Source organism: Fimbriimonadales bacterium, from assembly GCA_035559795.1.
GTDB lineage: Bacteria > Armatimonadota > Fimbriimonadia > Fimbriimonadales > ATM1 > DATMAR01.
Genome location: DATMAR010000012.1, coordinates 337,704 through 362,749, shown reverse-complemented (window position 1 = coordinate 362,749; position 25,046 = coordinate 337,704). Strand labels below are relative to the sequence as shown.

At 46.2% G+C, this 25,046-nt stretch carries 20 protein-coding genes; 16 read left to right on the top strand and 4 right to left on the bottom strand.

Annotated features, from left to right (window positions below; all coding sequences use genetic code 11):
• The first annotated feature begins 38 nt into the window (after nucleotides 1–38).
• Nucleotides 39–671: a hypothetical protein gene (locus VNK96_08740; GenBank protein HWP31789.1), complete on the top strand. Its 633-nt coding sequence runs from the start codon at nucleotides 39–41 to the stop codon at nucleotides 669–671.
• Between the two features lie 52 nt (nucleotides 672–723).
• Here VNK96_08740 and nadA read toward each other — a convergent pair whose 3' ends face one another.
• Nucleotides 724–1,836, bottom strand: coding sequence for a quinolinate synthase NadA (gene nadA / locus VNK96_08735; protein HWP31788.1), 1,113 nt, complete (start codon nucleotides 1,834–1,836; stop codon nucleotides 724–726).
• 232 nt (nucleotides 1,837–2,068) lie between these two features.
• Between nadA and VNK96_08730 the strand changes: the two genes are divergently transcribed.
• The 6 genes from VNK96_08730 (at nucleotide 2,069) to carB (ending at nucleotide 10,558) form a co-directional block, all read left to right on the top strand.
• Complete coding sequence (locus tag VNK96_08730; GenBank protein ID HWP31787.1) at nucleotides 2,069–3,985, top strand: agmatine deiminase family protein; 1,917 nt, start codon at nucleotides 2,069–2,071, stop codon at nucleotides 3,983–3,985.
• 173 nt (nucleotides 3,986–4,158) lie between these two features.
• Nucleotides 4,159–4,569, top strand: coding sequence for an acetyl-CoA carboxylase (locus tag VNK96_08725; protein ID HWP31786.1), 411 nt, complete (start codon nucleotides 4,159–4,161; stop codon nucleotides 4,567–4,569).
• A complete protein-coding gene (locus VNK96_08720) occupies nucleotides 4,570–5,394 on the top strand; it encodes a carbon-nitrogen hydrolase family protein (protein ID HWP31785.1) in 825 nt (274 codons plus the stop codon).
• Nucleotides 5,395–5,402: 8 nt separating this feature from the next.
• Nucleotides 5,403–6,134 (top strand): SDR family oxidoreductase, encoded by a 732-nt coding sequence (locus tag VNK96_08715; GenBank protein HWP31784.1) that lies wholly within the window; start codon nucleotides 5,403–5,405, stop codon nucleotides 6,132–6,134.
• Between the two features lie 168 nt (nucleotides 6,135–6,302).
• Entirely contained in the window at nucleotides 6,303–7,412 is a 1,110-nt protein-coding gene (gene carA / locus VNK96_08710; protein ID HWP31783.1) for a glutamine-hydrolyzing carbamoyl-phosphate synthase small subunit, read from the top strand.
• The gene (gene carB / locus VNK96_08705; protein ID HWP31782.1) at nucleotides 7,409–10,558 is read left to right on the top strand and encodes a carbamoyl-phosphate synthase large subunit; all 3,150 of its coding nucleotides are present in this window, start codon (nucleotides 7,409–7,411) and stop codon (nucleotides 10,556–10,558) included. The genes carA and carB overlap by 4 nt, the downstream gene beginning before the upstream one ends.
• Before the next feature lie 40 nt (nucleotides 10,559–10,598).
• Here carB and VNK96_08700 read toward each other — a convergent pair whose 3' ends face one another.
• Nucleotides 10,599–11,009, bottom strand: coding sequence for a VanZ family protein (locus VNK96_08700; protein HWP31781.1), 411 nt, complete (start codon nucleotides 11,007–11,009; stop codon nucleotides 10,599–10,601).
• 44 nt (nucleotides 11,010–11,053) lie between these two features.
• Between VNK96_08700 and VNK96_08695 the strand changes: the two genes are divergently transcribed.
• The 3 genes from VNK96_08695 to VNK96_08685 all read left to right on the top strand — a co-directional run bounded on the left by VNK96_08695 (nucleotide 11,054) and on the right by VNK96_08685 (nucleotide 14,787).
• On the top strand, nucleotides 11,054–12,019 hold the full coding sequence (locus VNK96_08695; GenBank protein HWP31780.1) for a hypothetical protein: 966 nt from the start codon (nucleotides 11,054–11,056) through the stop codon (nucleotides 12,017–12,019).
• A gap of 108 nt (nucleotides 12,020–12,127) precedes the next feature.
• The gene (locus VNK96_08690; protein ID HWP31779.1) at nucleotides 12,128–13,867 is read left to right on the top strand and encodes a hypothetical protein; all 1,740 of its coding nucleotides are present in this window, start codon (nucleotides 12,128–12,130) and stop codon (nucleotides 13,865–13,867) included.
• Nucleotides 13,837–14,787 carry a tyrosine recombinase gene (locus tag VNK96_08685; protein ID HWP31778.1) on the top strand — a complete coding sequence of 317 codons (951 nt, stop codon included), beginning with the start codon at nucleotides 13,837–13,839 and terminating at the stop codon, nucleotides 14,785–14,787. The genes VNK96_08690 and VNK96_08685 overlap by 31 nt, the downstream gene beginning before the upstream one ends.
• Nucleotides 14,788–14,851: 64 nt before the next feature.
• Here VNK96_08685 and rplL read toward each other — a convergent pair whose 3' ends face one another.
• The gene (gene rplL / locus VNK96_08680; protein ID HWP31777.1) at nucleotides 14,852–15,241 is read right to left on the bottom strand and encodes a 50S ribosomal protein L7/L12; all 390 of its coding nucleotides are present in this window, start codon (nucleotides 15,239–15,241) and stop codon (nucleotides 14,852–14,854) included.
• A 3-nt stretch (nucleotides 15,242–15,244) separates the two neighbouring features.
• Entirely contained in the window at nucleotides 15,245–15,925 is a 681-nt protein-coding gene (gene rplJ / locus VNK96_08675) for a 50S ribosomal protein L10 (protein HWP31776.1), read from the bottom strand.
• Between the two features lie 228 nt (nucleotides 15,926–16,153).
• Here rplJ and VNK96_08670 point away from each other — a divergent pair, with 228 nt between their 5' ends.
• The 6 genes from VNK96_08670 to VNK96_08645 all read left to right on the top strand — a co-directional run bounded on the left by VNK96_08670 (nucleotide 16,154) and on the right by VNK96_08645 (nucleotide 25,032).
• The gene (locus tag VNK96_08670) at nucleotides 16,154–17,092 is read left to right on the top strand and encodes a zf-HC2 domain-containing protein (protein HWP31775.1); all 939 of its coding nucleotides are present in this window, start codon (nucleotides 16,154–16,156) and stop codon (nucleotides 17,090–17,092) included.
• Nucleotides 17,093–17,144: 52 nt separating this feature from the next.
• Nucleotides 17,145–20,627, top strand: a complete 3,483-nt coding sequence (locus VNK96_08665) for a hypothetical protein (protein ID HWP31774.1) — start codon at nucleotides 17,145–17,147, stop codon at nucleotides 20,625–20,627.
• A gap of 24 nt (nucleotides 20,628–20,651) precedes the next feature.
• Entirely contained in the window at nucleotides 20,652–21,551 is a 900-nt protein-coding gene (locus VNK96_08660; protein ID HWP31773.1) for a hypothetical protein, read from the top strand.
• On the top strand, nucleotides 21,548–22,870 hold the full coding sequence (locus tag VNK96_08655; GenBank protein HWP31772.1) for an ADP-ribosylglycohydrolase family protein: 1,323 nt from the start codon (nucleotides 21,548–21,550) through the stop codon (nucleotides 22,868–22,870). Before VNK96_08660 ends, VNK96_08655 begins: the two co-directional genes overlap by 4 nt.
• 226 nt (nucleotides 22,871–23,096) lie before the next feature.
• Entirely contained in the window at nucleotides 23,097–23,525 is a 429-nt protein-coding gene (locus VNK96_08650; protein ID HWP31771.1) for a UvrD-helicase domain-containing protein, read from the top strand.
• Nucleotides 23,494–25,032, top strand: a complete 1,539-nt coding sequence (locus VNK96_08645; GenBank protein HWP31770.1) for an ATP-dependent helicase — start codon at nucleotides 23,494–23,496, stop codon at nucleotides 25,030–25,032. Before VNK96_08650 ends, VNK96_08645 begins: the two co-directional genes overlap by 32 nt.
• Nucleotides 25,033–25,046 lie beyond the last annotated feature (14 nt).

The following is a 25,046-nucleotide window of genomic DNA, read 5'->3' as shown; positions in this document are numbered from 1 at the left end:
AACCATCAGAAACACGTCCCATAAAGCGGAGGAATAAAATGTTGGTTGCAGTTTTCGTTTTGTTCGGTAACACCCTGGCATACGCTCCGCAAAACGATCCCCAAAGGGAATACGATGAATACATCGCGTCGTTGTCTAAATACGAGGCGGTTGCCGGAGTAATTAGTGGCAGCGGTGGTCCCGTAGGTAAAAAGCAAATTTCTGTGTTTAGAATCAAACGCGGCGGCAAATACACGATTTTCTCGCCGGATAGGGAAGAACATTGTGATGGCAAGAAGTCCTACACATACTCTCCCTCAGAAAATCGCTACATTCTCAACGACCAAGTCGGTGGAGGAATGTTTTTTGTGGCATTCGGGCGAGCATTTTTCCCGAACGAGAACGCGCATTTGACCGTACTCGGGGCAAGCGATGGAGAATTTCATGGTTCGAAAGTCCGCGTGTTTAAATTACTCTGGGTAGAACATGAAATCGAAATCGAACTCTTCGTGCGTAAAGAAAACTCTTTGCCGGTCGGATGGCGTCAATATGGGGAGCAATCCATGTACGAAACACAACTTGTTGAAATCGTTTTAGGCAAGCTCAGCGATGCATCGTTCGAATGGTCACCACCAAAAGGGGCTGTGCAAAGCAAAGTAATTCGTGGTGGTCTCGGTGGAGTAACCCGTTAGTTGCTTTTTATGCCTCGACTGATTTTGCAGTTGAAGTTTATTCTTTACTCCATTATGATAGAGCGAGCATTCTATCGAGTGCGAGTTTCGCGAAATGTTTTACCTTCGGTGGAACTTCGATGACATTTACGGGGGTGCCTTTTACGATGTTTTCCAATGCCCAGCATAAAAAACTCGGATGAATGCGATACATCGTGGAGCATGGACATATCATCGGGTCTAAAGAAAAGATTTTCTTTCCGGGATTTTCTTTCGCTAAACGATTTACCAAGTTGATTTCAGTGCCGATAGCCCATGTAGTGCCATCAGGCGAAGACTCCACGATTCTGACGATAGTGCTCGTCGAGCCGACTTCGTCTGCGAGTTGAACCACTTCCATAGGACATTCGGGATGAACGATGACTTTGACATCGGGATATTTTTTACGAGCCTCTATTACTTGTTCAGGAGTAAAGCGTGTGTGGACGGAGCAATGCCCTTTCCATAAAATGAGTTTCGATTCTTTAATTTTATCGGCGCTGTTCCCCCCCATTGGCTGGTGGGGATCCCAAAGGCACATATCTTTCTCATGATGGAGACCGAGTTTGACGCCTGTGTTTCGTCCGAGATGCTGGTCAGGGAAGAAGAGAACCTTATCGGCATTTTGGAAAGCCCACTGCACGATTTTCGATGCATTCGAACTCGTGCAAACAACACCTTCACGTTCACCCACGAAGGCTTTGAGATTCGCTGCGGAGTTAATATAGGTTACAGGCAGAATTTTCCATTTCTCGTTTTTAACACTTAGATCTCCCAGCGTTTCTTCGAGTTGTTTCCAGCAGGAACGCACTTGGAACAGATTCGCCATATCCGCCATGCTGCACCCTGCGGCCAAATTCGGGAGGATGACCTTTACGTGGTCGGGTGTTACAATGTCCGCGCTCTCAGCCATGAAATGAACGCCGCAGAAAACGATAAATTCCGCCTCGGGATGCTTGAGGGCATCTTGAGCGAGTTTTAAACTGTCTCCTCGATAATCCGCATGTTCGATGATTTCGTCTCTTTGATAGTGATGACCTAAAATGATGAGCCTCTTCCCCAAAGTTTGCTTTGCCTTACGAATGCGCTCACGAGTCTCCTCACTTGTAAGTTCTGTGTACTCTTTGGGTAACGGTGCTTGAAACATTTGATTTTCCTCGGTGATTCCTACAGTCCCGGTTTTACGGGACGGGGATGTTGTCGAAATCACCCTTTGTGGAAGGTTCTTCTAATTATATCTACAAAATCTCGAAAGCCAACGTTCCCTCTCAAGAAGAAAGCGTGGCTCGACTCGTCTAATACATAATGAATGAATTCCCAGCGGCGAGGGGTTACACTTCGGCGCGCACTTTTACTCGATTTTTAGGAGAACAAATTTCATGATGAAGCATTCTAAACTCGCAGCAATTTTCTTGTGTTTTGGCTTGGTCGCTCCATTGGCGGCACAGGAATCTGCGGAAAACCGCTATCCTGAAGGAAAAAATATCCCAAGAAACCTTACGGAGGCTGAAAAGGCATATTTAGCCCGCCATCCTCTAAAGGTCAACCGAGCTACAGACCCACCCACAGGACCTATCTATTGCCCACCGGAATACGCCCCGACGGATGGCATTTTGATTTCTTGGGAGGGGGACGCATCCTTCACCACCACGCTTTCTAACCTGGCGAAATACATTACGGGACCTAATGGAGATGCCGACTTATACGTAGCCGTGGATTCGACCACCGAAAAAAATAGTGCAGCGAGCAAGTTGGCTTCTTTCGGTGTTGATATGAACCGAGTCACCTTTATCGTTGCAACTACGGATACGATTTGGATACGAGACTACGGTCCTCGTTACATTTATCAGGGTGGTTGCCGAGCGATTATTGACCACGTTTACAATCGCCCACGGCCGAATGACGATGTATATCCTTTCGTATTCGCAGACTACAAAAATCATGCGATTTACGGAATCCCGCTAATTCATGGTGGGGGTAACTTTCAACATTCTTCAGCAGGGGATGCTTACGTTACGGAACTCATCGTGAACGAAAATCCTGGATTAACTGAGCAAGATATCATCACGTACTGGAATTTGTATCAGAACGTGAATGTGATGATTACCGACGCCTTATCCCAGACGATTGATTCGACACAGCACATCGACATGTGGCTTTTCATTCCTGGTGATAATAAAGTCGTAATTAGCGATTGGCCTTTGAATCCCGGTTCGAGTCAAGACATCGTTTGCGACAATATGGCGACTTTGATGGCTTCCATCGGATATACGGTCTATCGAGTCCCCGCTGTTAAAATGGGGGGGGTGCATTATACGTACACGAATATCCTCATTTGCAATAACTTAGTGGTCGTTCCTACATACACATCGGGAACAGGGGTAAGCGAACGAAATCAACAGGCTTTCGACACCTGGAAGCAGGCTATGCCAGGTTATGATGTAGTTCAAATCAACGGCCAATCCCTCGTGATTTACGCCGGAGTTTTTCACTGCGTAATTATGCATATGCCGAAAAGTCTTACAGGAGAATTGCCGAACACCTATGTTATCAGCCCGAATGGCGGACAAACATATACTCCAGGTGAGCAAGTGGAAATCAAATGGATTTCCGATGACAACAAAGGCGTTCAAAACGTAGATATTCTTCTCTCGATTGACGGTGGAAACAGTTATCCATTGACAATCGCTTCGGCTACAGAAGACGATGGTTCTTACATCTGGACAATTCCGGACATCAACACATCGCAAGGGAAAATTAAAGTTCTCGCGCGAGATGGAGACGGAAATACGAACGGCGACAGTAGCGACGAAAACTTCAGCATCAATGGTTCTGCGACAGGAGCCATTACAGATTTCACCGTCGTAAAAGGAAAGAAGGTTTCTGGTGGAATCGCCGAAATGTTGATTTCTGACGAAGATCCGCTGATTTGCAACTCTCTTCCCGCGTTCGGAAGACCGACACCCGGACCTATTGAACTCGTTGTAGGAATGGATTCACCCGTTCAAAATCCATCCTCCTTGACGTGGAAAATCGAATCGAAAATCAATGTCAACAATGGCACTGGTGAAATCGCACTGAAGAATTGGAATACCGGTCAGTTCGATGTCATCGGAACGTATGCGTTGAGTACCTCCGATGTTCTTCAGAGCGGAACGATTGGCTCAGGAGCGTCGAATTACATTCGCAACGATGGTCGCATAGAAGTGCGGCTTGTATACACGGTTCCGTTCCAAAATGCACGATTCGGATTCGATGCTCTATTCGACCTTGTTCGAATCGAGTTATCTCCGTAGGAAGTTTGGTTCACGCTCTAAAATCCCCTCCTTATATGGGAGGGGATTTTTTTGGTGATTCGAACGTTCTTTGCTTCTATTTCCTTTAGCCATGCATGGAGACATCCAAATTCTCGTCCTTCCGAGGCTGTGGCGGAGTTTTTATCGTCGTTTGAGGTTTATAATCCAACTCAGTGACTAACCCGAAAGAAAAGTTGGAAGAACTTGCGTCCTTACTTTCCGAGTTGGGATTAGAAAGCCTCGCTTGGCAGGAGGAGGGGCTGTTTATCGAGGTTAAGCGTGCATCGCGAAGTAATAATCCAATTGCGAACGTTGCGGAAGGTACTTCTCCTACATTGAAAGAAGAGGGGACGATTGTTCCGTCTCCGATGACAGGAATTTTTTATCGTCGTCCTTCGCCATCTGAGCCACCTTTCGTGGAGGAAGGGGAACGTATAGCAGTTGGGCAAGTAGTGGGAATTATCGAGGCGATGAAGGTTTTCAACGAAGTCGAATCGCCAGTCAGCGGAATTCTGAAAAAGTTTTTAGTCGAGGATGGGGGCTTGATTCAAGAGGGTTCGGGGTTGTATGTTGTAATTTCATAAATGATAGTCTCAGTCGTTCAATTTTTCCCGAAATTTTCACGAGTGCAAGATAATACCGAGCGTGTCATCGATGGCATTCGGTACGCAAAAAAGGAAGGAGCGAAGTTAGTTGTTTATCCCGAATGTGCTCTAACAGGATATTGTTTTTCATCCGAAGAAGAAGCAAAAGAAGCCGCCATATCGTTATCCTCCGAACCTATTCGCTCTATTGAAGAAATTTGTAAAGAACTGGGAGTAGTTGCAGTGGTCGGATTCGCAGAGAAACGAGATGCGAATCTTCATAATTCTGCAGCAGTTTTTACGCCGGAAGGATTAAAAGGTGTTTATCGTAAAACGCATTTGCCATTTTTAGGTCTCGACCGGTTCGTGAAAGCAGGCGATGAATTGAAAGCATTCGAGACCTCCGTCGTAAAAATCGGTGTTCTTATTTGTTACGATATACGGATTCCAGAAGCAGTTCGCGTTCTTTCGCTGCAAGGCGCAGAAATCGTCGTTTTGCCGACGAATTGGCCCGAAGGTGCATCTGCCGCAAGCGACATTATTTGCCCAGCGCGCGCTATCGAGAACGGAATTTTCGTTGCTACTTCCAATCGTGTGGGGGAAGAAAAGGGTTTTCGATTTATCGGTAAGAGCAAAATCATCGCACCGAATGGAGATGTTTTAGCATCGGCAGAACACGCAAACGAAGAAACAATATTTGCAGAGGTTGACGTTGCAAAGGCTCGAAACAAACACGTCGTTCGAATTCCCGGAGAATACGAATACGACCTTTTCGCTTCTCGTCTTCCGGATTTGTATGGTGATTTGGTAAAGAAATCGGAATAGTTCTAAGAATGAAAGGAAATGTTCTCGTTACCGGAGGTTCTCGTGGAATCGGAAGGGCTATTGCGATTCGACTCGCTCGAGATGGATGGACTCCTTTAATTCATTATCGAAAAGAAAAGTCAGCAGCTGAAGAAGTCGCTTTGCAAACCGGTGGAAAAGCGGTTCCTTTCGGAGCAGACCTTTCGCGAAAAGAGGAATGCAAAAGACTTTGGGATTGGGTTAAGGAGCAAGGAGAGATAGCCGCGTTGGTGAACAACGCCGGCATTTATGTCCCTCAGCCATTCGATATAAAAGAAGAAGCAGAATTCGACCGAGTCTGGGAATCGAGTTTCGCTACGAACTTTTGGTCAGCCGTTTATCTTTCGCGTTGGTTTATTTCCCAAGCGGCGAGAGGGGCGAAGATACTTAATGTTTGCTCTCGAGTAGGTTTTCGAGGCGAAGCGGGTGCCGCCGCTTATGCTGCAACCAAAGGTGCATTGATTAACTTGACTCGTTCTTTAGCGGTCGAATTCGCACCGAAAGGGATTTATGTTTTCGGAATCGCGCCGGGCTGGGTGGAAACTGCGATGACCAGAGAAGGAATGGAAAAAAGAAGGAAAGAAATCGAAGCAGGAATTCCGTTCGGACGTGTCGCGACTCCAGAGGAGTGTGCCACCGTTGCTTCTTTCCTATTGAGCGAAGAGGCTGAGTATTTGACGGGCGTCGTCATAGATATAAACGGTGCGAGTTATTTTCATTGAGAATTGTTTTTTTCAGTGTCATATCGGTAAACCCGATTTCTGCTTTGTAAGTGAAACATAGGTAAGTGAAACATAGGTTTTTGTTACTCAGCACAATTCCAGACTATTTGTGGTAAATTAAATCGGTCTTTGGCGATGGCTCTTTTGCGCGCCTGACCAGGAAGATTCTTGGAACGACGCTTGGTGCTTCTCGACGGGTCGGTGTTCGAAGGCAACCCCTTAGGCGCCGAGGGAGAGGCTTTTGGCGAAGTAGTTTTCAATACAGGGATGACGGGGTATCAGGAGATACTCACCGACCCGAGTTACGCAGGGCAAATTGTTCTCTTTACATATCCTCTTATCGGCAACTATGGAATCAACGATGACGATTTCGAATCCGAGCGCATACAACCTGCCGGAATCATCGTACATGAAGCAAGCGACGCTCCGAGCAATTGGCGGAGCAAAAGCACACTCGACGCGTTTCTCAAACTAAAGCAGACAGTAGGACTTCGGGGGATAGACACTCGCGCGCTGACAAAAAAATTGCGCTCGGGAGGAGTTACCATGGGCGTCATCACATCAGACCCCTACGAGGAAGCCCTCGAGAAACTGCGAAAGCATCCGGATTACGGAGAACAAAATTTCGTTGCGCAAGTGAGCACTCGCGCTCCTTATGCATGGGGTTACGAAGGAAAAGAAGAAATAGACCATCCCACTGCGGACTATAAACATCGCATCGTGGTTTTGGATTGCGGACTGAAATACAACATCCTGCGTCGTTTTGCGGCTTTGGGATGTCGTTCCATAGTTCTTCCGCAACATTCTAATGCTGAGGAGATTCTCGGATGGAATCCGGACGGGGTCGTGCTTTCTCCAGGACCGGGCGACCCGCGTTTGCTCGATTCCATCAGCGCGACGGTGAGAGAACTTTTAGGGCGCGTTCCAGTTTTCGGCATTTGCCTCGGAAATCAAATTATCGCGCACGCCTTGGGGGGGACTACGTTCAAATTGAAATTCGGACACAGGGGGGGGAATCATCCGGTGAAAGACTTGCGAACAGGGCGTGTGGTGATTACTGCGCAAAATCATGGATATGCGGTTGACCCGAATTCTTTGAGCGGAACGGGATTGGAAGTAACACAAATCAATTTGAACGACAACACGGTCGAAGGGCTTCAGCATGAAAAATTAGGAGCGTTCAGTATTCAATATCATCCAGAAGCGGCACCAGGACCATGGGATTCTCGAGTGTATTTCGAGGAGTTCATTCACAGAATAGAGAGGGCAGGCGCGTGAAGAAAGTCATGGTCATCGGCAGCGGACCGATCGTGATTGGTCAGGCTGCCGAATTCGATTACGCAGGTACACAAGCCTGCCGCGCTTTGAAAGAGGAAGGAATCGAAGTCGTCCTCATCAACAGCAATCCTGCGACGATCATGACCGACCTCGAGATTGCAGACAGGGTCTATATCGAACCACTCGAAGTCGATTTTTGCGAACGCGTGATTGCACAGGAGCGCCCGGATGGTTTGTTGGCGACTCTGGGGGGGCAAACCGGTTTGAATCTCGCAACCCAATTGGCGGAGAAAGGGATTTTGGAAAAATACGAAGTTCGTTTATTAGGAACGCCACTCGAAGCGATTCGAAAAGCGGAGGACAGGGAATGGTTTCGGGAATTGATGCGAGAAATTCGTGAACCTGTTCCCGAGAGTTGGATTGTAACCTCAGAAGAAGAACTTTCGAAGACAGCGGAAATCGCCCCTTATCCATGCATCGTCCGTCCCGCTTATACATTGGGGGGGACTGGCGGGGGGGTTGCACATGACCGCGAAGAACTTTTGCAAATCGGGAAAATCGGGCTTTCTCTCAGTTTGCGCAGGCAAATTCTCGTCGAACGCTCTCTTTTGGGTTGGAAAGAAATCGAATACGAAGTCATTCGTGACAGCGCAGATAACTGCATCACGATTTGTAACATGGAGAATATAGACCCGATGGGTATCCATACGGGGGATTCCATCGTGGTCGCTCCCTCCCAAACGCTTTCTGATATCGAGTATCAAATCCTTCGAAGCGCATCGCTGCGAATCATCCGAGCATTGGGCGTCGAGGGGGGGTGCAACATACAGTTTGCCGTGAATCCGAAATCTTTCGATTATTACGTCATAGAAGTCAATCCTCGCGTGTCCCGGTCATCGGCTTTGGCTTCCAAAGCAACGGGGTTTCCCATTGCGAGAGTTTCTGCAAAAATCGCCATCGGCAAAACCTTAGACCAAATCGAAAACGCAGTCACCAAAACGACGAAGGCTGCTTTCGAACCGGCATTGGATTACTGCGTAGTAAAGATTCCCCGTTTTCCCTTCGACAAATTTACTGCTGGGAATCGCACCTTGACCACGCAAATGAAATCCACGGGCGAGGTGATGGCGATCGACCATACATTCGAAGATGCACTTCTCAAAGCGGTTCGTGGATTGGAAATCGGAAGGGATAGTTTGGAATACGAAAAGTTCACGAATTTTTCCGATGCAGAATTGGAAAACGAGATTCGCCATCCTACGGACGAAAGACTTTGGGCGTTAGCAGAAGCATTTCGTAGAAATTGGGATGTCGTTCGTGTGCATGAACTTTCACGAATTGATCCTTGGTTTTTAAATCGTATCCAGAGTTTAGTCAAAAACCCGAAACGGCCTCAGCCACAGTCGTACAAAATGGTAGATACGTGTGCGGGCGAATTCGAAAGTAAAACTCCGTATTTTTATTCCACGAGCGATATCGAAGACGATGTTTTGGAAATAGATTCCAAGCCAGCAGTTTTAGTGTTAGGAAGCGGACCTATTCGAATCGGGCAGGGAATCGAATTCGATTATTCCTGCGTGCATTGCGCTTGGGAACTTCATGAGATGGGATATCGAGCAGTGATTCTCAACAACAATCCGGAAACTGTGAGCACGGATTTCGATACAGCAGATGCATTGTATTTCGACCCAGTAACGACCGACGATGCGCTTCGAATTATTCGAAGAGAAAATGCGGCAGGTGTGATGCTTCAATTCGGGGGGCAAACGGCAATCAACCTTGCAGAATCTTTGCATGCACTCGGAATTAGAATTTTCGGAACGACAGCCGAGGCGATTCGAACCGCAGAAGACAGAGACCTCTTCGAGAAACTGCTCAGAAAACTTGGAATCCCTAAACCTCCTGGTCGAGGAGTCGTTTCGGTGGAAGAAGCCATAGAGGTTGCGGAAGAAATCGGATATCCGGTTCTGGTAAGGCCGAGTTTCGTATTGGGGGGGCGTGCGATGCGAATCGTGTGGACGGAAGAGGAACTTCGAGAATACGTCTCGGCGGCGACGCAAGTGAGCACCCGTGCCCCGATACTCGTGGATAGGTACGTGCGTGGCGTCGAAGCAGAAGTGGATGTGATTTCCGATGGTGAGGACACTCTCGTGCCTGGCATCATGGAGCATATCGAACGCGCTGGAGTGCACAGCGGAGACAGCATGGCGGTGTACCCCCCCATAACTTTGAGCGTCGAGCATCAGAGAAGAATCATCGAAATCGCCTGCTCGATTGCGAAAGAACTGAACGTAAAAGGTTTGATGAATATCCAGTTCGTGATTCACGATGGAGAAGTTTTGGTTTTGGAGGTCAATCCTCGAGCGAGTCGAACCGTTCCCTATTTGAGCAAAGTAACCGATTTACCGATGGTGAAAATCGCCACCCGTTGCGCAATGGGAGAAACATTGAAAGCACAGGGTTATGCGAGTGGAATTTGGGACCCCGAATCGAGGACGGTTCTCGATTGGTTGTCACACCCCCCCACAAGATATCCGAACCCCGGATTGTTCGCCGTTAAAGCACCGGTTTTCAGTTTTCAAAAACTCACTCAAGTAGAACCTACATTAGGTCCGGAAATGAAGAGCACAGGCGAAGTGTTGGGAATAGACCACGAATATCCTTGCGCACTCTTGAAAGCGATGATGGCGGCAGGAATTCGTTTCCCCGAAACAGGACTCGCTCTTATAACCGTACGGGATTCGGATAAAGAAGAGGCGGTGGAAATTGCTCGAGAATTACACGAGTTGGGATTCGATATCGCAGCGACTCGTGGAACTCATGACTATCTCATCAAAAAGGGAGTGCAGGCGAAAAGTGTCGCTAAGATTTCCGAAGATGAAAATAACCTTTTACGCTGGGTTCAGAAGGGAAAAGTCGCTTTGCTTATCAATACTCCGAGCGATAACCCGGTTACAGAACAAGAAGCCTTGCAAATTCGAAGAGCCTGTGTCGAAACAGGAATTCCTTGCATCACCAGTTTGGATACTGCTCGAGCGCTATTGCTTGCCCTTCGCACTCGCAAAGATTCTTCACGAATTAGCTGCAAAGCAATTCACGAATACTACATAGCGAACGCAAAACGAAGCGCTGCAGTAGTGACATAAAGCATCCCAAACTACCTGTGCAAAAGACTTTTTAGCCCATTCACGCTTTTTTGCTCATTCTCATCAACAACAAAACCGCTATCGAAATACCGAGAGCGTCATAAAGAACATCGAGTGCAGTCCCCGTCCGTGATGGGCTCATTGCTTGGCGTGACTCATCGAAAATCGCCGTCGAAAGAGCGAGGAAAGCCGGAATGAAAAAAGCATTGCGACGCGAAGAGGAAAACATAGCGCGAATCGTGATTCCGAGGAGAAAAGCGAGCACAAAGTAATAAAAAACATGCCATGACTTACGGAGGATGTAGTTTGCTATTTCCAGCGTCGTCCCTTCGAGCCCGAACCACTCTGCAAGCAATCGCTTCGTCCATTCTCCTGAGAAGCCGGGTCCACTGCTTAGAAAGACTAAAGACCACCAGGCGAAAGTGAGGGGGAAGAGAAATAGATTGAGCATAAATTTTAGTTATAATAAAGGGGGTTATCCGTCAGAGGTTTACCATGATTATAAGTCCGATTGCTTTATCGCTCGCCGCTTTGGTAGGTGCGCAGTCCACCGAAGCGATCGATATCGAAAGAAAATTTCGCAAGGGTGAAAAACATACCTTTCAATTCGTCAGTAAAATGACGATAGAGTTTCGTGGAGTTCCCCTCGAAACGTTCTTACCGTTCGGGGTTACGTATTCTTATGCCTATACTATGGAGACAGAACGTTTAAAGCCTGATGGAGCGGCGGATGTCAGATTCAAACGACCTAATATCAAGATTCGGGAGGGTGAAACCGTGGATAGCCCGCCAAAAATGGAGGTAATCAACCGCCCACAGAATTTGTTACTTACGTTTTCAAGAAAAAACCAATTGCTTACTCTCAAAGATGAATCACCTAAGGAAAAGAAGAAAGCGGGAACAGGCGGAGGTGGTGGAGAACCCGCTTTTTGGAGCGCATCTTTCGGTAATGCGCAACTCGATGTAACATCCTGGATTGCTGAACTCCGAAGTTTGGGTGCATTCGTGAATTTTTTCGATTGGGGACCTGTATTGCCGGTTCATCCCGTAAAAGTCGGAGATACGTGGAAGGAAACCGTCGGATACGTTCCCGCTACGCTGAAGAGCGGAGCGGATAAAGGCCGAAACATCATGACGCGCATTGATTACACATACGTATACAAGGGGAATACGACCCGAGAAGGGAAGAAACGCGCTTGGATTCAAGGAACGCTGCATCACGATTCGGATGCCGCGCCTTTCGTTGCGGATTTATTAGGCATCGAATTGAAGTTCGCTCCTTTCAAAGAAATTAAATTACAAATGGATGCGACGGTGGATTACTACCTCGACCCAGAGACTTTCGCCGTTTATGAAATCGAAGGCACGAGCAAAGGTAACACTTCGATTACGATACGTGGACAAGATGGACCCTATTACGAGGAACGTTTCACGAGCGAGGCTTATTTGGTAAGGAAGTAATTCTTTTCCAATAGTGATGAATAGATAAAAAAAAGTCTCTGCCTTGTTCGGTATTATTTGGTAGTATCGTATAAGTCGTATAAGTCCTATAAATCATAAATCGTTTAAATGAAAGAATTCAAAAACACGGTCACTGTGCGGGATTTTCTTTCTCAAAAAGTGACGAAAAAGGGTCAATGGGTGGGGGCTTTGGTGATTTTCTTTATCGCCTTTCTCGTTCGAATTCCTGGAATTACATGGGGATTGCCGAACGAGTTGCGAAATCAATCCCTTCATCCCGATGAGGGGCTAATTGCGGCATATGCCCTTCAAAATCCTTATTTCCGACCCGGTTTTTACAATTACGGGAGCATGTATTTGACTTTTTTGAAACTCGGTGTGGATTTAGGAACTAGTTATAGATGGATACCCACTTCATCGAAAACTCCGGCTTGGGAGACTGCTAAAAATATTTATTTGACAGGAAGAGTCATTTCAGCGCTCGCTGGAGCGGGAACGGCGGCAGTCGTTTTTTTGCTCCTCGCTCGAATTTCTAATGTCTTGGGTTCGATTGTAGGGGCAATAGTTTTGGGTCTCGCTCCTGGATTTCTCGTTCATTCCCGTTTTCTAACCGTAGATGTTTTTGCTTCTTTTTGGGTTGCTTGTGCTTTGTTTTTTTCTTTTAAAGCGTTTTCAAATAACGAAACGACTGAGGATAAGACCTTTCGCCCAGTCAAGACATTAACCATTTCAGCGCTTTTCGCAGGTTTTGCCGCAGGAACGAAATATACGACCGCGGTTTTTCTTGTCGCACCTTTGCTCAGTGTGTTTTTTCTTGCAAGGAAGTTGCTTCCGGTCCTCGGAGTGCTTATTATTTTTGCAATCGGCTTTCTGATGGCGACTCCTGGTGCAATTCTCGAACCCTCTTTGTTTTTTAGAGATGTAAATTACGAAATCCGTCATGCCGCTGAGGGTCATGGCCTCGTTTTCGCAGGAACTTCCTCGGGTTTTTTCTATCACATCGGGAATTTGGCGAGCGCCTTCGGTCTGTTTCCGCTCGTTATAGGTGTTATCGGTTTGATTTTCATCGTGTATGCTTGGAAAAGACAATGCTGGCTCATGTTCATTATTTCATTCCTTTTATATTATTTCGTAATCGCAAGTGCGGAAGTGAAGTTTATGCGATACACATTGCCACTGCTTCCTTTTTTGGCAGTCAGCCTAGGCTTCACGCTCGGACGATTTCATGAGATGGGGGGGCGCATGCGATGGCTTTCTGCGATGATATTGTTGCTCGTAGGTGTTTCCTTTGCGTCCAAAAACGGTCCTTTCACGCTCACCGCCTTTATGATGCACACAGACCCCAGAGACCAAGCCGCACGATGGCTATTGGAAAAGACACGTGAGGGGAAAACAGTGGCGTTCGTCACCGACCCTTGGTTTTATTCCCCCCCACTCTTTAGGGATACGAATTTGCCGGGAGCGGAGCGTCGTTTGTCAACTATGTTCGAGGAGAACCCCTATGCAATACGTTATATTCCCCCAGATGGAAAGAGAAAAGATTGGGATGTCCGTTTGATTACGGAAATCGGCCCCGAGTATATTGTTTTTAGCAGTTTCGAGTTCATAGATTACGATAGACTGAATCAACCGGATTTCGTGGCATTCATGGAAATGCTTCCAAAGAAATATGACCTCGTCGCATTGTTTTGGGGAAGCGAACCGCGCATTGCGAGAGTCGGTTCGCAAGAGGCGCGAATCAATCGAGAAAAATTGCGCAAGATTATTCTCGAGCGTTATCCTTTGGAACATGATTTGATGTATATCCAACCCTCTATATGCGTACTTCAAAAGAGACCAATCCCTTAGAAGACGCCATCGAGTGGTTTCTCGATTATTTGGTGGTGGAACGCGGTGCGAGCCGAAACACCGTAGAGGCATATTATCGGGATTTACGACAAGCGGAAGAGCATTTTCGAAAAGCGGGGGGGAAAGATTGGTCCGATTATCGGCAATCGCATTTGAATGCTTTTCAAAACTCTTTGGCTAACCGGGGGATATCCGCTCGAAGTTTAGCGCGCAAACTTTCTTGTTTGCGCAGTTTCTTTAAATTTCTCGCGAAAATGGAGCAGGGCCCACAAGGTCTTTTGCGTTCGGATTTTTCTTATCGAAAGCAGCGGTCGCTTCCCAAAGCCTTGACTTTGGAAGAAGTCGAGGCTCTTATGGCTGTGCCGGACGTGAATACCCCCCCGGGTTTGCGAGACCGTGCGATGTTCGAACTCCTTTATGGAACTGGATTGCGAATCAGCGAACTGGTGACTTTAGTGAAAGAAAATTACATCGAATCGGAATCCGTTTTACGCATTACCGGAAAAAGGGGGAAGACTCGCATCGTTCCCATCCCTGCAAAATCGCATGCTTGGCTTCGAAAATATATAGAAGAGGCGCGCCCGAAACTGCTCGTAAGAAAATCAAAGAAAGCAAAGTTCCGTGAAGAACCGACTATTTTTTTGAATCAGAAAGGAACCCCCCTTTCTCGTTCAGGGGTTTTTCGAATTTTGAAGGATTGTGCTGCAAAAGCACGGATTTTGAAAAAAATCTCACCTCACACACTCCGCCATACCTACGCTGTGCATTTAGTGCAGGCTGGAGCGGATTTGCGGAGCGTGCAAGAACTATTGGGGCACGAGTCTGTCGGAACGACGGAAATATATACCCACCTGGATTTTGCGACTTTGAAAGAAAAGTATTTTCACGCGCACCCGAGAAGTCGCAATATTACGAAATAGGAACAGTGTAAGTGCGTGAAATATCGCGTTCTTACGCTGCTTCGTTAATTTCCTCGGGCTGTAATTATTTAATTTCGACTTTTCCGCCGGCTTCTTCGATGACCGCTTTGATTTTTTCGGCTTCATCTCGGCTTACACCTTGCTTAATCGCTTTCGGTGCTGCGTCAACTAAGTCTTTAGCCTCTTTTAATCCTAAGCCTGTCAATTCGCGAACCGCCTTGATCACGGAGAGTTTCGCCTGACCCGCATCGGTCAAGATCGCATCGAATGTCGTCTTTTCCTGTGCTGGAGCTTCGGCCCCCCCTGCCGCCATCATGGGCATTGCGCCCATCGCGATCGGTGCAGCCGCAGTGACATCGAATTTCTCTTCGATGGCTTTTTTGAGTTCGCTTAGTTGAAGCGCAGTGAGTCCGGAGATTTTTTCAACGATTTCTTCGACAATTGGTGATGGCATGATTTATTCCTCCTTGGATTCGGTTGGTTTTTCCGATGTTGCTTCCGCTTCGGAAACGTTTTCGGTAGTAGTCGTTGTATCTTCTGCTGGTTTTTCTTCCTCGGTTTTGGTTTCCTCAGTTTTAGTTTCCTCAGAAGGAGTCCCTTCTTGCGAAACCGTTTGGGAAGCACCGAGTTTATCGGCAACAGCACCGATTGCTCGAATAGGACCTGCGAGCATTTCCTGAATGCATCCCGCTATCTGTGATAGGGTGGCAGTGATTGCGCCTGCAATCGAGGCGATAAGTTCTTCCCTTGGGGGAAGTTTTGCAAATTCATCGACCTCCTTTGCAGACAGGATAGTGTCCTCGAGGAACGCTCCCTTGATTTTGAGTTTCTTGTTCGTCTTTGCGAAGTTTGTAAGAACTTTTGCGCAATTCACTTCGTTATCGAACACGAAAAGCGTCGCAGTTACGCCGTTGTGAAATTCAGGAGGGAGTTTTTCGACAACATCACTTCCCAAAGCAATGCGGAGAAGTGTGTTTTTGATGACATGAAATTCCCCTCCCGTCTCCCGCAAGCTGCTACGGAGCTGTTGGAGTTCGGGAACGGAAAGCCCCGAATACTCGGTAAAAATCAAACCCTTCGACTGGCTATACCAGTTTTTTGCTTTCTCGACAGTTTCTATTTTTTTTGGTGTTGGCATTCGATTTACTGCTTAAAAAGATTTCAGGGTCCCGCCGACAGGGAGGCGAGACCCCGTAAAAATTCGGGTTTCTCAGATTTACCCCCTCGACCGGATGAGTCTACGCTCAAAATTACGCTGTTACAGCAACCGGTTGTCTGCGGAGAAGCCGCATTATAGCACAGATTTGCCACTTCTGGCAGGAATAGAGGTCTAAAAGAACGGAAACCTAACGAAAAAGGACATAAGATGGCGAATCAAAAAGACATATGGGATGAACTCGAAAAAGCCTTCGACGACCATGGAAGTTTGGACGAAGAGATGTTCGAACTTCTTTCGGCGTATTTGGACGGTGCTTGTTCTCACAAAGAGCGCCGGCTAGTGGAGGCGTATTTAGAAGAAGTTCCAGGCGCAGAAAAAGTCCTTGCAGAACTTCGCTCCCAGTCCTCACTAGTCCGAGTGTCCGAAGAACCTCCTTCCTGGCTAAGGGAGAGCATTTTTTCCAAGACAACTCAAAGAAGAAATATACCGGTTCTTGCCTTGCGTGCCTCCCCGGCTGCAGCGGTCATCGTCTCGGTGGTCGTTTTAGGTTTTTGGTACTCGAGCGGGAATATATCCAGTAATTCAGAAGAAAGGTTGGTGAGCAAGCCCAAAGTTGCTATGAATAAGCCAAATGCGGCTTTGGTGGAATCTTCTCCACTCGCGAGCGCTAAACCCGCTGTGAAGAATGAGAAATCGCAAAGCAGAACGACACCTAAAGTGGTGCATAACACACCCAGAAACTCGCTTGCGGTAGCTTCTAAACCGAATTCAACTCCCATTCAGCAGCCAAGACGAAATGACCCAGCGCTCGCCTATAAGACCCCTACTGGTTCAGGTGGCGAAAGCGGATCTTCAGGACTCATTCAACGGCAAAGGCCATTGCCAGATGCACCGGATGTAATCGGGATGATTAACGAATCGGCGTACGATGATTTCTCTCATGATCGAAGCTCCGTTTCGGGAGATTCGGACGCAAAAGAACAATCCGACGCGAAAACAATCGTTACGAAAAATGCATTGGCGAAACTACGGGAAAGACTCAGAGAAATCAACACGAAAGAACTCGGCCTCCCTTCGCAGTTGAAAGACAATGCAACAGGAAAGACTGATAAAACCCAATCAGAGAAAACGAAGGAGGGAGCCTGAACCGATGATAAGCATTAGGGTCCGTTACTCGTAAAGCGGAGGTAACGCGCTTATGAATAGCAAGTGCAAACGGAGGACAATAGCGGTAGGAGCAATGCTCCTACTCTCCTCCGTTGCATTTGCGCAAGAGTTTTCGAATAACCTTTCGGCTGGGATCGATTCCTCTCAGGTTCCGCTCATGGGGACACTTGCAGTTGACGTTCTCCAAGCGAACAAGGGGAGTCTGGGTCTACCCTTACGTTATGGCGGAATCGTTCCTCGAAGTGTCCGTGTAGAAGTCGGCGCTACGGTTTTAAGCGAAGGCACGGATTACGTCATTGATTACGCGGCAGGTGTTTTGTATCTTTTTTATCAAGCCAAATCCTATGAAACGGTGAGAGTTACCTATCGTCATGATGCGAAGTTGCAAACGAGTTCTTCGTTTTCTGGAATGCCTTTGACCGCGTTGAATTTCACCAAAGACGGCTCTTTGCGAATGCTTCTGAGTTTTTCCGGAGCGCAAAGATTCAGCGACGGGACATTGATGCAATTTCAAACCGCTGGTTTGCAAAACAACTTCAGTTTTGGTTTAGGAAAACTCGGTGGTCTTTTTATGGTTTCCAGTCAATGGCAACCTGACGTGAAAGCCGATGCGTCATCTCCCGACCAAAATGCTCCGAAGAGCGGAGTCGAGGGAACGGATTCACTCCTTTTACAGGAATTTCATGCCGATGTTTCGAAAGGCGTAACTCTCGATGCAGATATTCAGCGAGTCGGACAAAAGTTCACAGGTTTCGGAATGCTGAATCAAACGGGAATGGACAGCAATAAGATTCAACAACTCGAAAAAGAAAAAGGCTTGGTGCGCTATGGCTTGAGTTTGAACGGAGTGAATCCGAAAGGATGGAACTTTACGAATAGTTTTCGAACCATAGAAGACGGTTCTTCTAAAATCACGTTTCAAAATTACAAAGTGAAATCCTCTAATTTCGAAGCCTATTTCGATAAAAGAAAAATTGATTACGGTTTCAATAGATTTCAAGATTTGGCAGAAAGCGATAGAGCGCAACTTCAAAAAGAAAAAGGGATAGAAAGAGAGAGCCTTGGCGCCAAGTTGCAGTTCAAGGGCAATTCGTTCGCCTTCGATGAAAATCGAATCGGAGATGCCTTGGGAGGCATCGAGCGCAAAAACTTCTCGTTAGAGACATCGTGGCTGAAAGGAAGTTATTTCACTCAAAAAATAGATAATGCGTTCAACCGCTTCAATGATTTAGCGGAGGCAGAAAGGGGTCAATGGGCGAAAGAACGAGGTTTGCAAAGAGAAGAATTTTCCTTGATACTTCCGAAAAAAGATAAAGGAAACTGGCTATCTTTGTCGCAAAAGGCGTTCGGTGACGGAAAATACGGATTCGAAAGTAGAAGCGGAAAACTCGATTTCGGCAAGTTCGGCTTGGAGTTTTGGAATCGAAAGACTGATTCTGCTTTCGTTCGTTTAGGGGATTTATCGGCTAACGAACTCGATTCGATGATTCTTCAAACCTTGCAAGTTTACGACCCCGCCGCGGCTCTTAATCCTAACGAGAGAAACTGGATTGTAAAAGAAACCGGTATGGAGCGTAATTTCCTGCGCTTTCAAGGACAACCATTTGCGAATTCCAATGTACGTTTGGATTGGTTCGATATTTCGGACGGGAAAGGAAAAGTAACGGGAGGGAATTTCTTCTTCGCTGCTAAAAATCTCAACCTTCAATACAAGCGAACGAATTTCGATAAGAACTTCTTGCGCTATTACGACTTGTTAGAAACGGAGCGCAAGATTATCGGAAATCAGTTTGGATTCGAGAGGGAAGATATTTTATTGGATTGGAAGGTGAACGCAAAAACACAGTTCTCGCTTGCTGGCCTCCGCGTGGGAAGCGACGAAGGTAGTGCTGACCGATGGACTGCAATGTTGAAAGGACAGGGCTATGAAGTCAAAGGAGGTTTTCGAAATGTGGACGACGAGTTTGCACGAGCGGGTGATATCAACGATTCGGAGAACTGGTTGTTCAAGCAGCTCATCGGCTATCGTCAATGGGATTTAGCATTGAAATTCAATGCATTGAAAAACTTCAATATCGAAGGGAGCTTCTATGACTCCACGAATGGAAACGAAGATCTTCGAAGGTACAAACGGGACGCGAGGATTATCTATACACCGGATTCGAAATCGAGCATTTCTGTCTCGCTTTACGGTCAAAAATTCGGTGCGAATTCGGACTTGCTTTTCGAAAACAACCTTTTTGCAATGGAAGGGTTGCGGGATTTCGGAAAGTGGGGCAAACTCACGGTGAGAAAAGAACAGGAGTATTTAGGGGGGGCGCAAGCCGATAAGCCGAGTAGGGTAACAGATTACGCGAAATACGAAACGAAACTCCTGAAAGGTATGGATTTTTCTACGGAGCAATTACGAACGCAGTTTGCAGATGGTGGATACGAAGATGCGCAAGCCTACCGTTTGAATTATGCTATCAGCAAACGGTTATCCGTAAATGCAACGGAATATTTTGTCTGGAGAGACGGTAACAAAGCCGACCAGAGAAATAGAACTTTCGGTTTTAGTTACGACATGGGAAACGGATTCAAAATCGGATACAACTGGAATCGAGAATTGAACTCTTTGGGTGGAGGAAAGCAAAATTATAAATGGGAACTCTCCGGTGGGGGCAATAGCGATTATGAATATGGAGGATACTACGACGAAAGAAAAACCGACGGGGTGAAAACACAAGCCTTAGGTAACTTTTCCTTCAGCACGAAAAAACCTTTCGATTTCGGGATATTCAAAGCCATCAACGTGAAATTCGGTTATGACAGCGAGACGGATGCTGGCATATGGAAACGGGAAAACGAACTCGCTTCGATCAACACCACTGTATTCGGCTCGCTCGTCGGTTCGAATTACACGCAATTTATCCTTCCGACCGGACAACGAGCAACCGAACGTGGTGTGTTTGTGAAAATGGACCCCACCGGTAAAAAACCATTGCAAATCAACCTTTCCTATAAAACGAGAAACATCCCTGGAATGGGCAATTTCTTGTTGCGCGATTACGATGTAAGTTATCAGTTGAACGATAAATTGAAAATCGTAGGTTCTACGGATAGTTTTCCGGAGGCTACCCAAAATGGAGCGTTATTCGGAAGCAACCTTCAACCGATTCAATCGCGCAATTGGGGGTTCGAATATACGCCGAATACATTCGCGAGCGGAAAATTCCAATACGAACAACTTGCACGACTGGACCAAAATACCGAAGCACGACGAGTTTCAATCCAAGCATCTTTATTCAACAATACAGGGCGTCCGTTGAGGCTGACCTATGGGTTGGAACGCAATCTGCAACCGGGGATGAAACGAACACGACACATCTGGGAAATCGGATTCGACCAAAAGCCGGGTCCGAATCAGACGCTAAGTTTCCTCATCGGCAGTGCACGATGGGAGCATTCGCTTCCCGACGGTCAACTTTGGACGAATCTGATTCTTCGACTGGATTACCAAGTTCGATTTTAGGAAATACCTGCTACACTTTTTTACATGGAAATCGTTCCTTACGGAGGATGGAATCGGTGTTTGCGTCTTACAGACGGACGAATCGAAATTATTGCGACTTTGGAGGTCGGTCCTCGTGTTATCCGGTTCGGTTTCGTGAATGGCAAGAATGAATTTGCAGAATTTTCTCATCAAATGGGCAAGGTGGGGGGGAGCGAGTATCGCAGTTATGGAGGTCACAGGCTTTGGATTGCACCTGAAATCCCTGGAAAAACGGATTTGCCCGATAACGAATCCGTCACATTGACGCAGGAAGGGGATTGTGCGATTCTAACTGCTTCGCTTCAAGAGCAGACAGGCTTTCAGCGCGAACTGCGCATCGCCCTTAAGAATAAGAAAGTATACGTCGAGCATCGAATTGTTCAGCGCATGAATTATCGAGATGAGGTCGCACCTTGGGCTCTTTCCGTTATGGCACCTGGGGGGGTCGGATTTTTTCCGCAGGAACCATACCAATCTCATCAAGAAAGATTACTTCCGGTGCGCCCTCTCGTTTTGTGGGGATACACAGATATGTCCGATTCGCGATGGCGGTGGGGCAGAAAACTCGTTCGTTTGAAACAGGCACCCATCGAGGCTCCTCAAAAGGTGGGGGCGTTAGTTACTGCAGGTTGGGGTGGATATGTCAACGAAAATGTGCTTTTCCTCAAGCGGTTTCCCTATATCCCTAATGCGAGATACCCAGATTTCGGATGCAATTTCGAAACGTTCACGCGTCATGACATGCTCGAACTCGAAAGTTTAGGACCTCTTTCGGTTATCGAACGAGACTCTTATGTTTCTCACGAAGAAGTTTGGGGTTTATGGGAAAACTTTTCCTTACCGGAAGATGACGATGAAGCCGTTGCCGCTCTTCAAAAGCCACTTCGGGAGTTGTTTTCGTGAAGCACCTTTGGCTTTCAATTACCCAGCAAGATTTAGAAATAGAAAAATTGCAAGCAGAACAAGAAGGGAAAGATATTTCCTCGCTTTTGCCGATGTTCGAACAATTATCGAAGACAGATTTGGAAAACCCTCGAAATCAAGCAGAAGCGAGAACTCTGCTCGAAGAAGTGCAACGCCTTCCTTTAAAAGAAAATTTTCCGTATATCGAACCATCCGAACTAAATGCAATCCGGGAGGAACGTCCTTCACCATCGAAAAGTAATTTTTCGATTTCCGGTGATTTGTACGACAAAATTTATGGGGCATGGCTCGGTCGCTGTGCCGGGAACTTATTGGGAAAACCTGTCGAGGGATGGAAACGAGAAAGAATGTGGGGATATTTACGCGAAACGAATCGCTTTCCTTTATCGGGTTATTTTTCTCGCTCTGCTGCGAATGAGATTCTTAAAAGATATGAAATTTCCCCGGGCTTTTTTATCGAAGATATCTCCCACGTTCCTGAAGATGACGATTTGAATTACACAGTCATTGCATTGGGGATTTTGGAAAAACACGGGAGGGCATTTACTCCTTCCGATGTAGGCGATTATTGGTTATCCCATTTACCGATATTACACACATGCACTGCGGAGCGTGTTGCGTATAAGAACATTGTCAATGGACTGCACCCTCCCGAGACGGCGAGTTATTGCAATCCTTATAGAGAATGGATTGGGGCGCAAATTCGTGCGGATATGTGGGGATATGTCAATCCCGCCAACCCGGAAGCCGCCGCATCTATGGCATGGCGCGACGCTTGCATTTCTCATGTCAAAAACGGAATTTATGGGGCAATGTGGGTTGCGGCAATGTTATCGGTGGCGTTTTGCACTCAGAACATTCGAGAGATTATCGAAGCAGGATTAAAAGAGATTCCGCAAAAATCCCGACTTACAGAACGCATTCGAGAACAAATAGCGAGGCGAGAGTCGTTTTCTTCAGTAGATGATGCGATTGGTGCGCTTCATCGGGATTGGGATGAGATGCGAGCGCATGATTGGTGTCATGTGATTTCGAATGCAGAAATCGTTGCGACGGCGTTGTTGTGGGGAGATGGCGATTTCGCACGTTCGATTTGTCTCGCCGTTCAAGCATGCTTCGATACGGATTGCAACGGAGCGACGGTTGGTTCGATTATCGGAGCGATGAAAGGCACATCGGCATTACCCAATGAATGGGTTTCTCCGCTTCAGGAGACTTTAGAGACGGGTGTGCACGGTTTCATGCGCGTTCCGATTCGAGAACTCGCTTTGAGGACTATGCGTTTGATTGAAGCGTAAACGCGATTCTATGAAAAGTCATAAAAGAAATAATGACGATTAAACAGGTGGCTGAATAGTTACAAATGGATGAACATACTGTATATTTACCTTTTGGGATGAAGCAGGGTATCTCGCAGGGTAAACTTGCCTGCTCGGGTCTTATCCATTCCCTAAAAATCGCTAGTCAATGGCGGTTTATAGAAAAAAAGTAATTGATAAATGAATAATGAGGTATTGATAAAAAATGATTCAATGGGATGAGAATCTGAATTCAGAACAGAAAGAAGCTGCCAGTCATAAAGGGAGCCATGCAAGACTGCTTGCCGGCCCAGGAACTGGTAAAACCTTGACTTTGATCAGAAGAATTTTATGGCTAATTACGACGCAAGGTATTCCACCAAATGAAATTCTTGTCCTTACCTTTACCCGTGCTGCTGCCTCAGAGCTAAGAAACATTCTTAAGAATACCCTTGGAGATACAGGAATTGAGCTCCCGAAGGTTTCTACTCTTCACTCTTTTGCATTGAGACAGGTTTTACGTAATGCTTCTTTAACCAATCTTCCACAACCTCTCAGAATTGCAGATGACTATGAGGAGCGACAAATCATTATCGAAGAAATAAGCGATTTGATTGGTGTGAATGTACGGGAAAACCCAAAAATTATTAAATGAACTTTCCTCTGATTGGCAAAAGCTAACGGCTGACACGCCGGGTTGGGAACTGAGATTTCCAAACCCCAAATTTTTAGGAACATGGAAGGAACATAGAGAGGTTTATGGATATACCCTTAGAGCAGAGCTTGTCTACCAACTAAAGCGGGCATTGGAAGAACAGAAAGAAAATCTGGATTTAGAAGGACCACCCAAATATGTGCTTGTAGATGAATATCAAGACCTTAATGCTTGCGACTTATCAGTTATCAAGTCATTAGCTGAGTTAAATAGTGAGATTTATTCCGCTGGCGATGATGACCAAAGTATTTACGGATTTAGATTTGCAAATCCAGATGGAATAAGAAGATTCACCCATGATTACAAACCTTCAGAAGATTTACAATTGAAGATTTGTCAGCGATGTTGTAAGGATGTACTCGACTATGGTCTTTTTGTTGCTAGACAAGACTCTCGCCGTATTGATAAGCCTATTGAACCTAAAGACAAAACTGATCAAGGTGAGGTTCATGTATTGAGATTCCCAAATCAAAATATAGAAGCTGAAGGTATTGCCGAATTATGTCATTGGCTTATTAATTCAAAAAATGTACAGCCAGAAGAGATCCTAATTCTTTTGCGAACTGATAGAAATAATCAGTTCTCTAATCCAATACGAGAAGCACTTACAAAAAAGGACATTCCTATAGGAATTGTATCAAATCCTCTAGAACCGCTTAACCATGAACAAGCTCGTGAGATGCTTTGTTTGATGCGATTAAATATTCAGCGTAGTGATCATCTTGCTTGGAGAACGATCCTCTCATTAGGTAATAGAGGAATCGGCAAGAAAACATTTTCTAAACTTTATGACTTGGCAAGAAGACATGGAATGAAATTCTCAGAGACACTTCAAAAGGTTAAAGAAGAACCGAACTTATTACCCCGAAATGGGGATAGAGTTTCTAACAGGGTAAAAGAAATTGAAAGCTTCCTCGCGGAAATTGGTACCCCAGAAGAGGAAAAATTAGATAGCTGGATTAATAATCTTGCCACTAAAGTTATCCAGGATGAACAGATAAGGCAAGAAGCACTCAATCTCTTTTCAAGAGCTAGGGAGTTTGGTGAAGCTGAGTCTCTGGAAGAGCTCTTACGCGCATTAAATGTATCTCTTGGAGATGTAGAACAGGAAAAAGAAAGAGGTAAAGTTGCTATTATGACAATGCATCAAGCTAAGGGACCCTCAGCTGATGCTGTAATTTTAGCTGCTGCAGAGGACGAGTATATCCCAGGACGAGCGACTGGCGAGGAGGTTGACGATGAGAGGCGTCTATTGTATGTGTCGCTCACTCGTGCAAGGAAGTATCTATATGTAACTTTTTGTCAAAAACGCACAGGACCGCAACGCCATTCTGGGAGTAATACTGGTAAATCGCAAAGAACATTTACCCGGTTTCTTAGCGGTGGACCATATAGCCCACAAGATGGTCAAGATTTTATAAGAAACCTGACAGATAAGAAAGCCTGAAAAAGAATATAAAC

Excerpts from the sequence above, each read along its gene's own strand:
- VNK96_08740 (HWP31789.1), top strand. The coding sequence starts at position 39 with ATGTTGGTTGCAGTTTTCGTTTTGTTCGGTAACACCCTGGCATACGCT.
- nadA (HWP31788.1), bottom strand. The coding sequence starts at position 1,836 with ATGTTTCAAGCACCGTTACCCAAAGAGTACACAGAACTTACAAGTGAG.
- VNK96_08730 (HWP31787.1), top strand. The coding sequence starts at position 2,069 with ATGATGAAGCATTCTAAACTCGCAGCAATTTTCTTGTGTTTTGGCTTG.
- VNK96_08720 (HWP31785.1), top strand. The coding sequence starts at position 4,570 with ATGATAGTCTCAGTCGTTCAATTTTTCCCGAAATTTTCACGAGTGCAA.
- VNK96_08715 (HWP31784.1), top strand. The coding sequence starts at position 5,403 with ATGAAAGGAAATGTTCTCGTTACCGGAGGTTCTCGTGGAATCGGAAGG.
- VNK96_08700 (HWP31781.1), bottom strand. The coding sequence starts at position 11,009 with ATGCTCAATCTATTTCTCTTCCCCCTCACTTTCGCCTGGTGGTCTTTA.
- VNK96_08695 (HWP31780.1), top strand. The coding sequence starts at position 11,054 with ATGATTATAAGTCCGATTGCTTTATCGCTCGCCGCTTTGGTAGGTGCG.
- VNK96_08690 (HWP31779.1), top strand. The coding sequence starts at position 12,128 with ATGAAAGAATTCAAAAACACGGTCACTGTGCGGGATTTTCTTTCTCAA.
- VNK96_08685 (HWP31778.1), top strand. The coding sequence starts at position 13,837 with ATGCGTACTTCAAAAGAGACCAATCCCTTAGAAGACGCCATCGAGTGG.
- rplL (HWP31777.1), bottom strand. The coding sequence starts at position 15,241 with ATGCCATCACCAATTGTCGAAGAAATCGTTGAAAAAATCTCCGGACTC.
- rplJ (HWP31776.1), bottom strand. The coding sequence starts at position 15,925 with ATGCCAACACCAAAAAAAATAGAAACTGTCGAGAAAGCAAAAAACTGG.
- VNK96_08670 (HWP31775.1), top strand. The coding sequence starts at position 16,154 with ATGGCGAATCAAAAAGACATATGGGATGAACTCGAAAAAGCCTTCGAC.
- VNK96_08665 (HWP31774.1), top strand. The coding sequence starts at position 17,145 with ATGAATAGCAAGTGCAAACGGAGGACAATAGCGGTAGGAGCAATGCTC.
- VNK96_08660 (HWP31773.1), top strand. The coding sequence starts at position 20,652 with ATGGAAATCGTTCCTTACGGAGGATGGAATCGGTGTTTGCGTCTTACA.
- VNK96_08650 (HWP31771.1), top strand. The coding sequence starts at position 23,097 with ATGATTCAATGGGATGAGAATCTGAATTCAGAACAGAAAGAAGCTGCC.
- VNK96_08645 (HWP31770.1), top strand. The coding sequence starts at position 23,494 with ATGTACGGGAAAACCCAAAAATTATTAAATGAACTTTCCTCTGATTGG.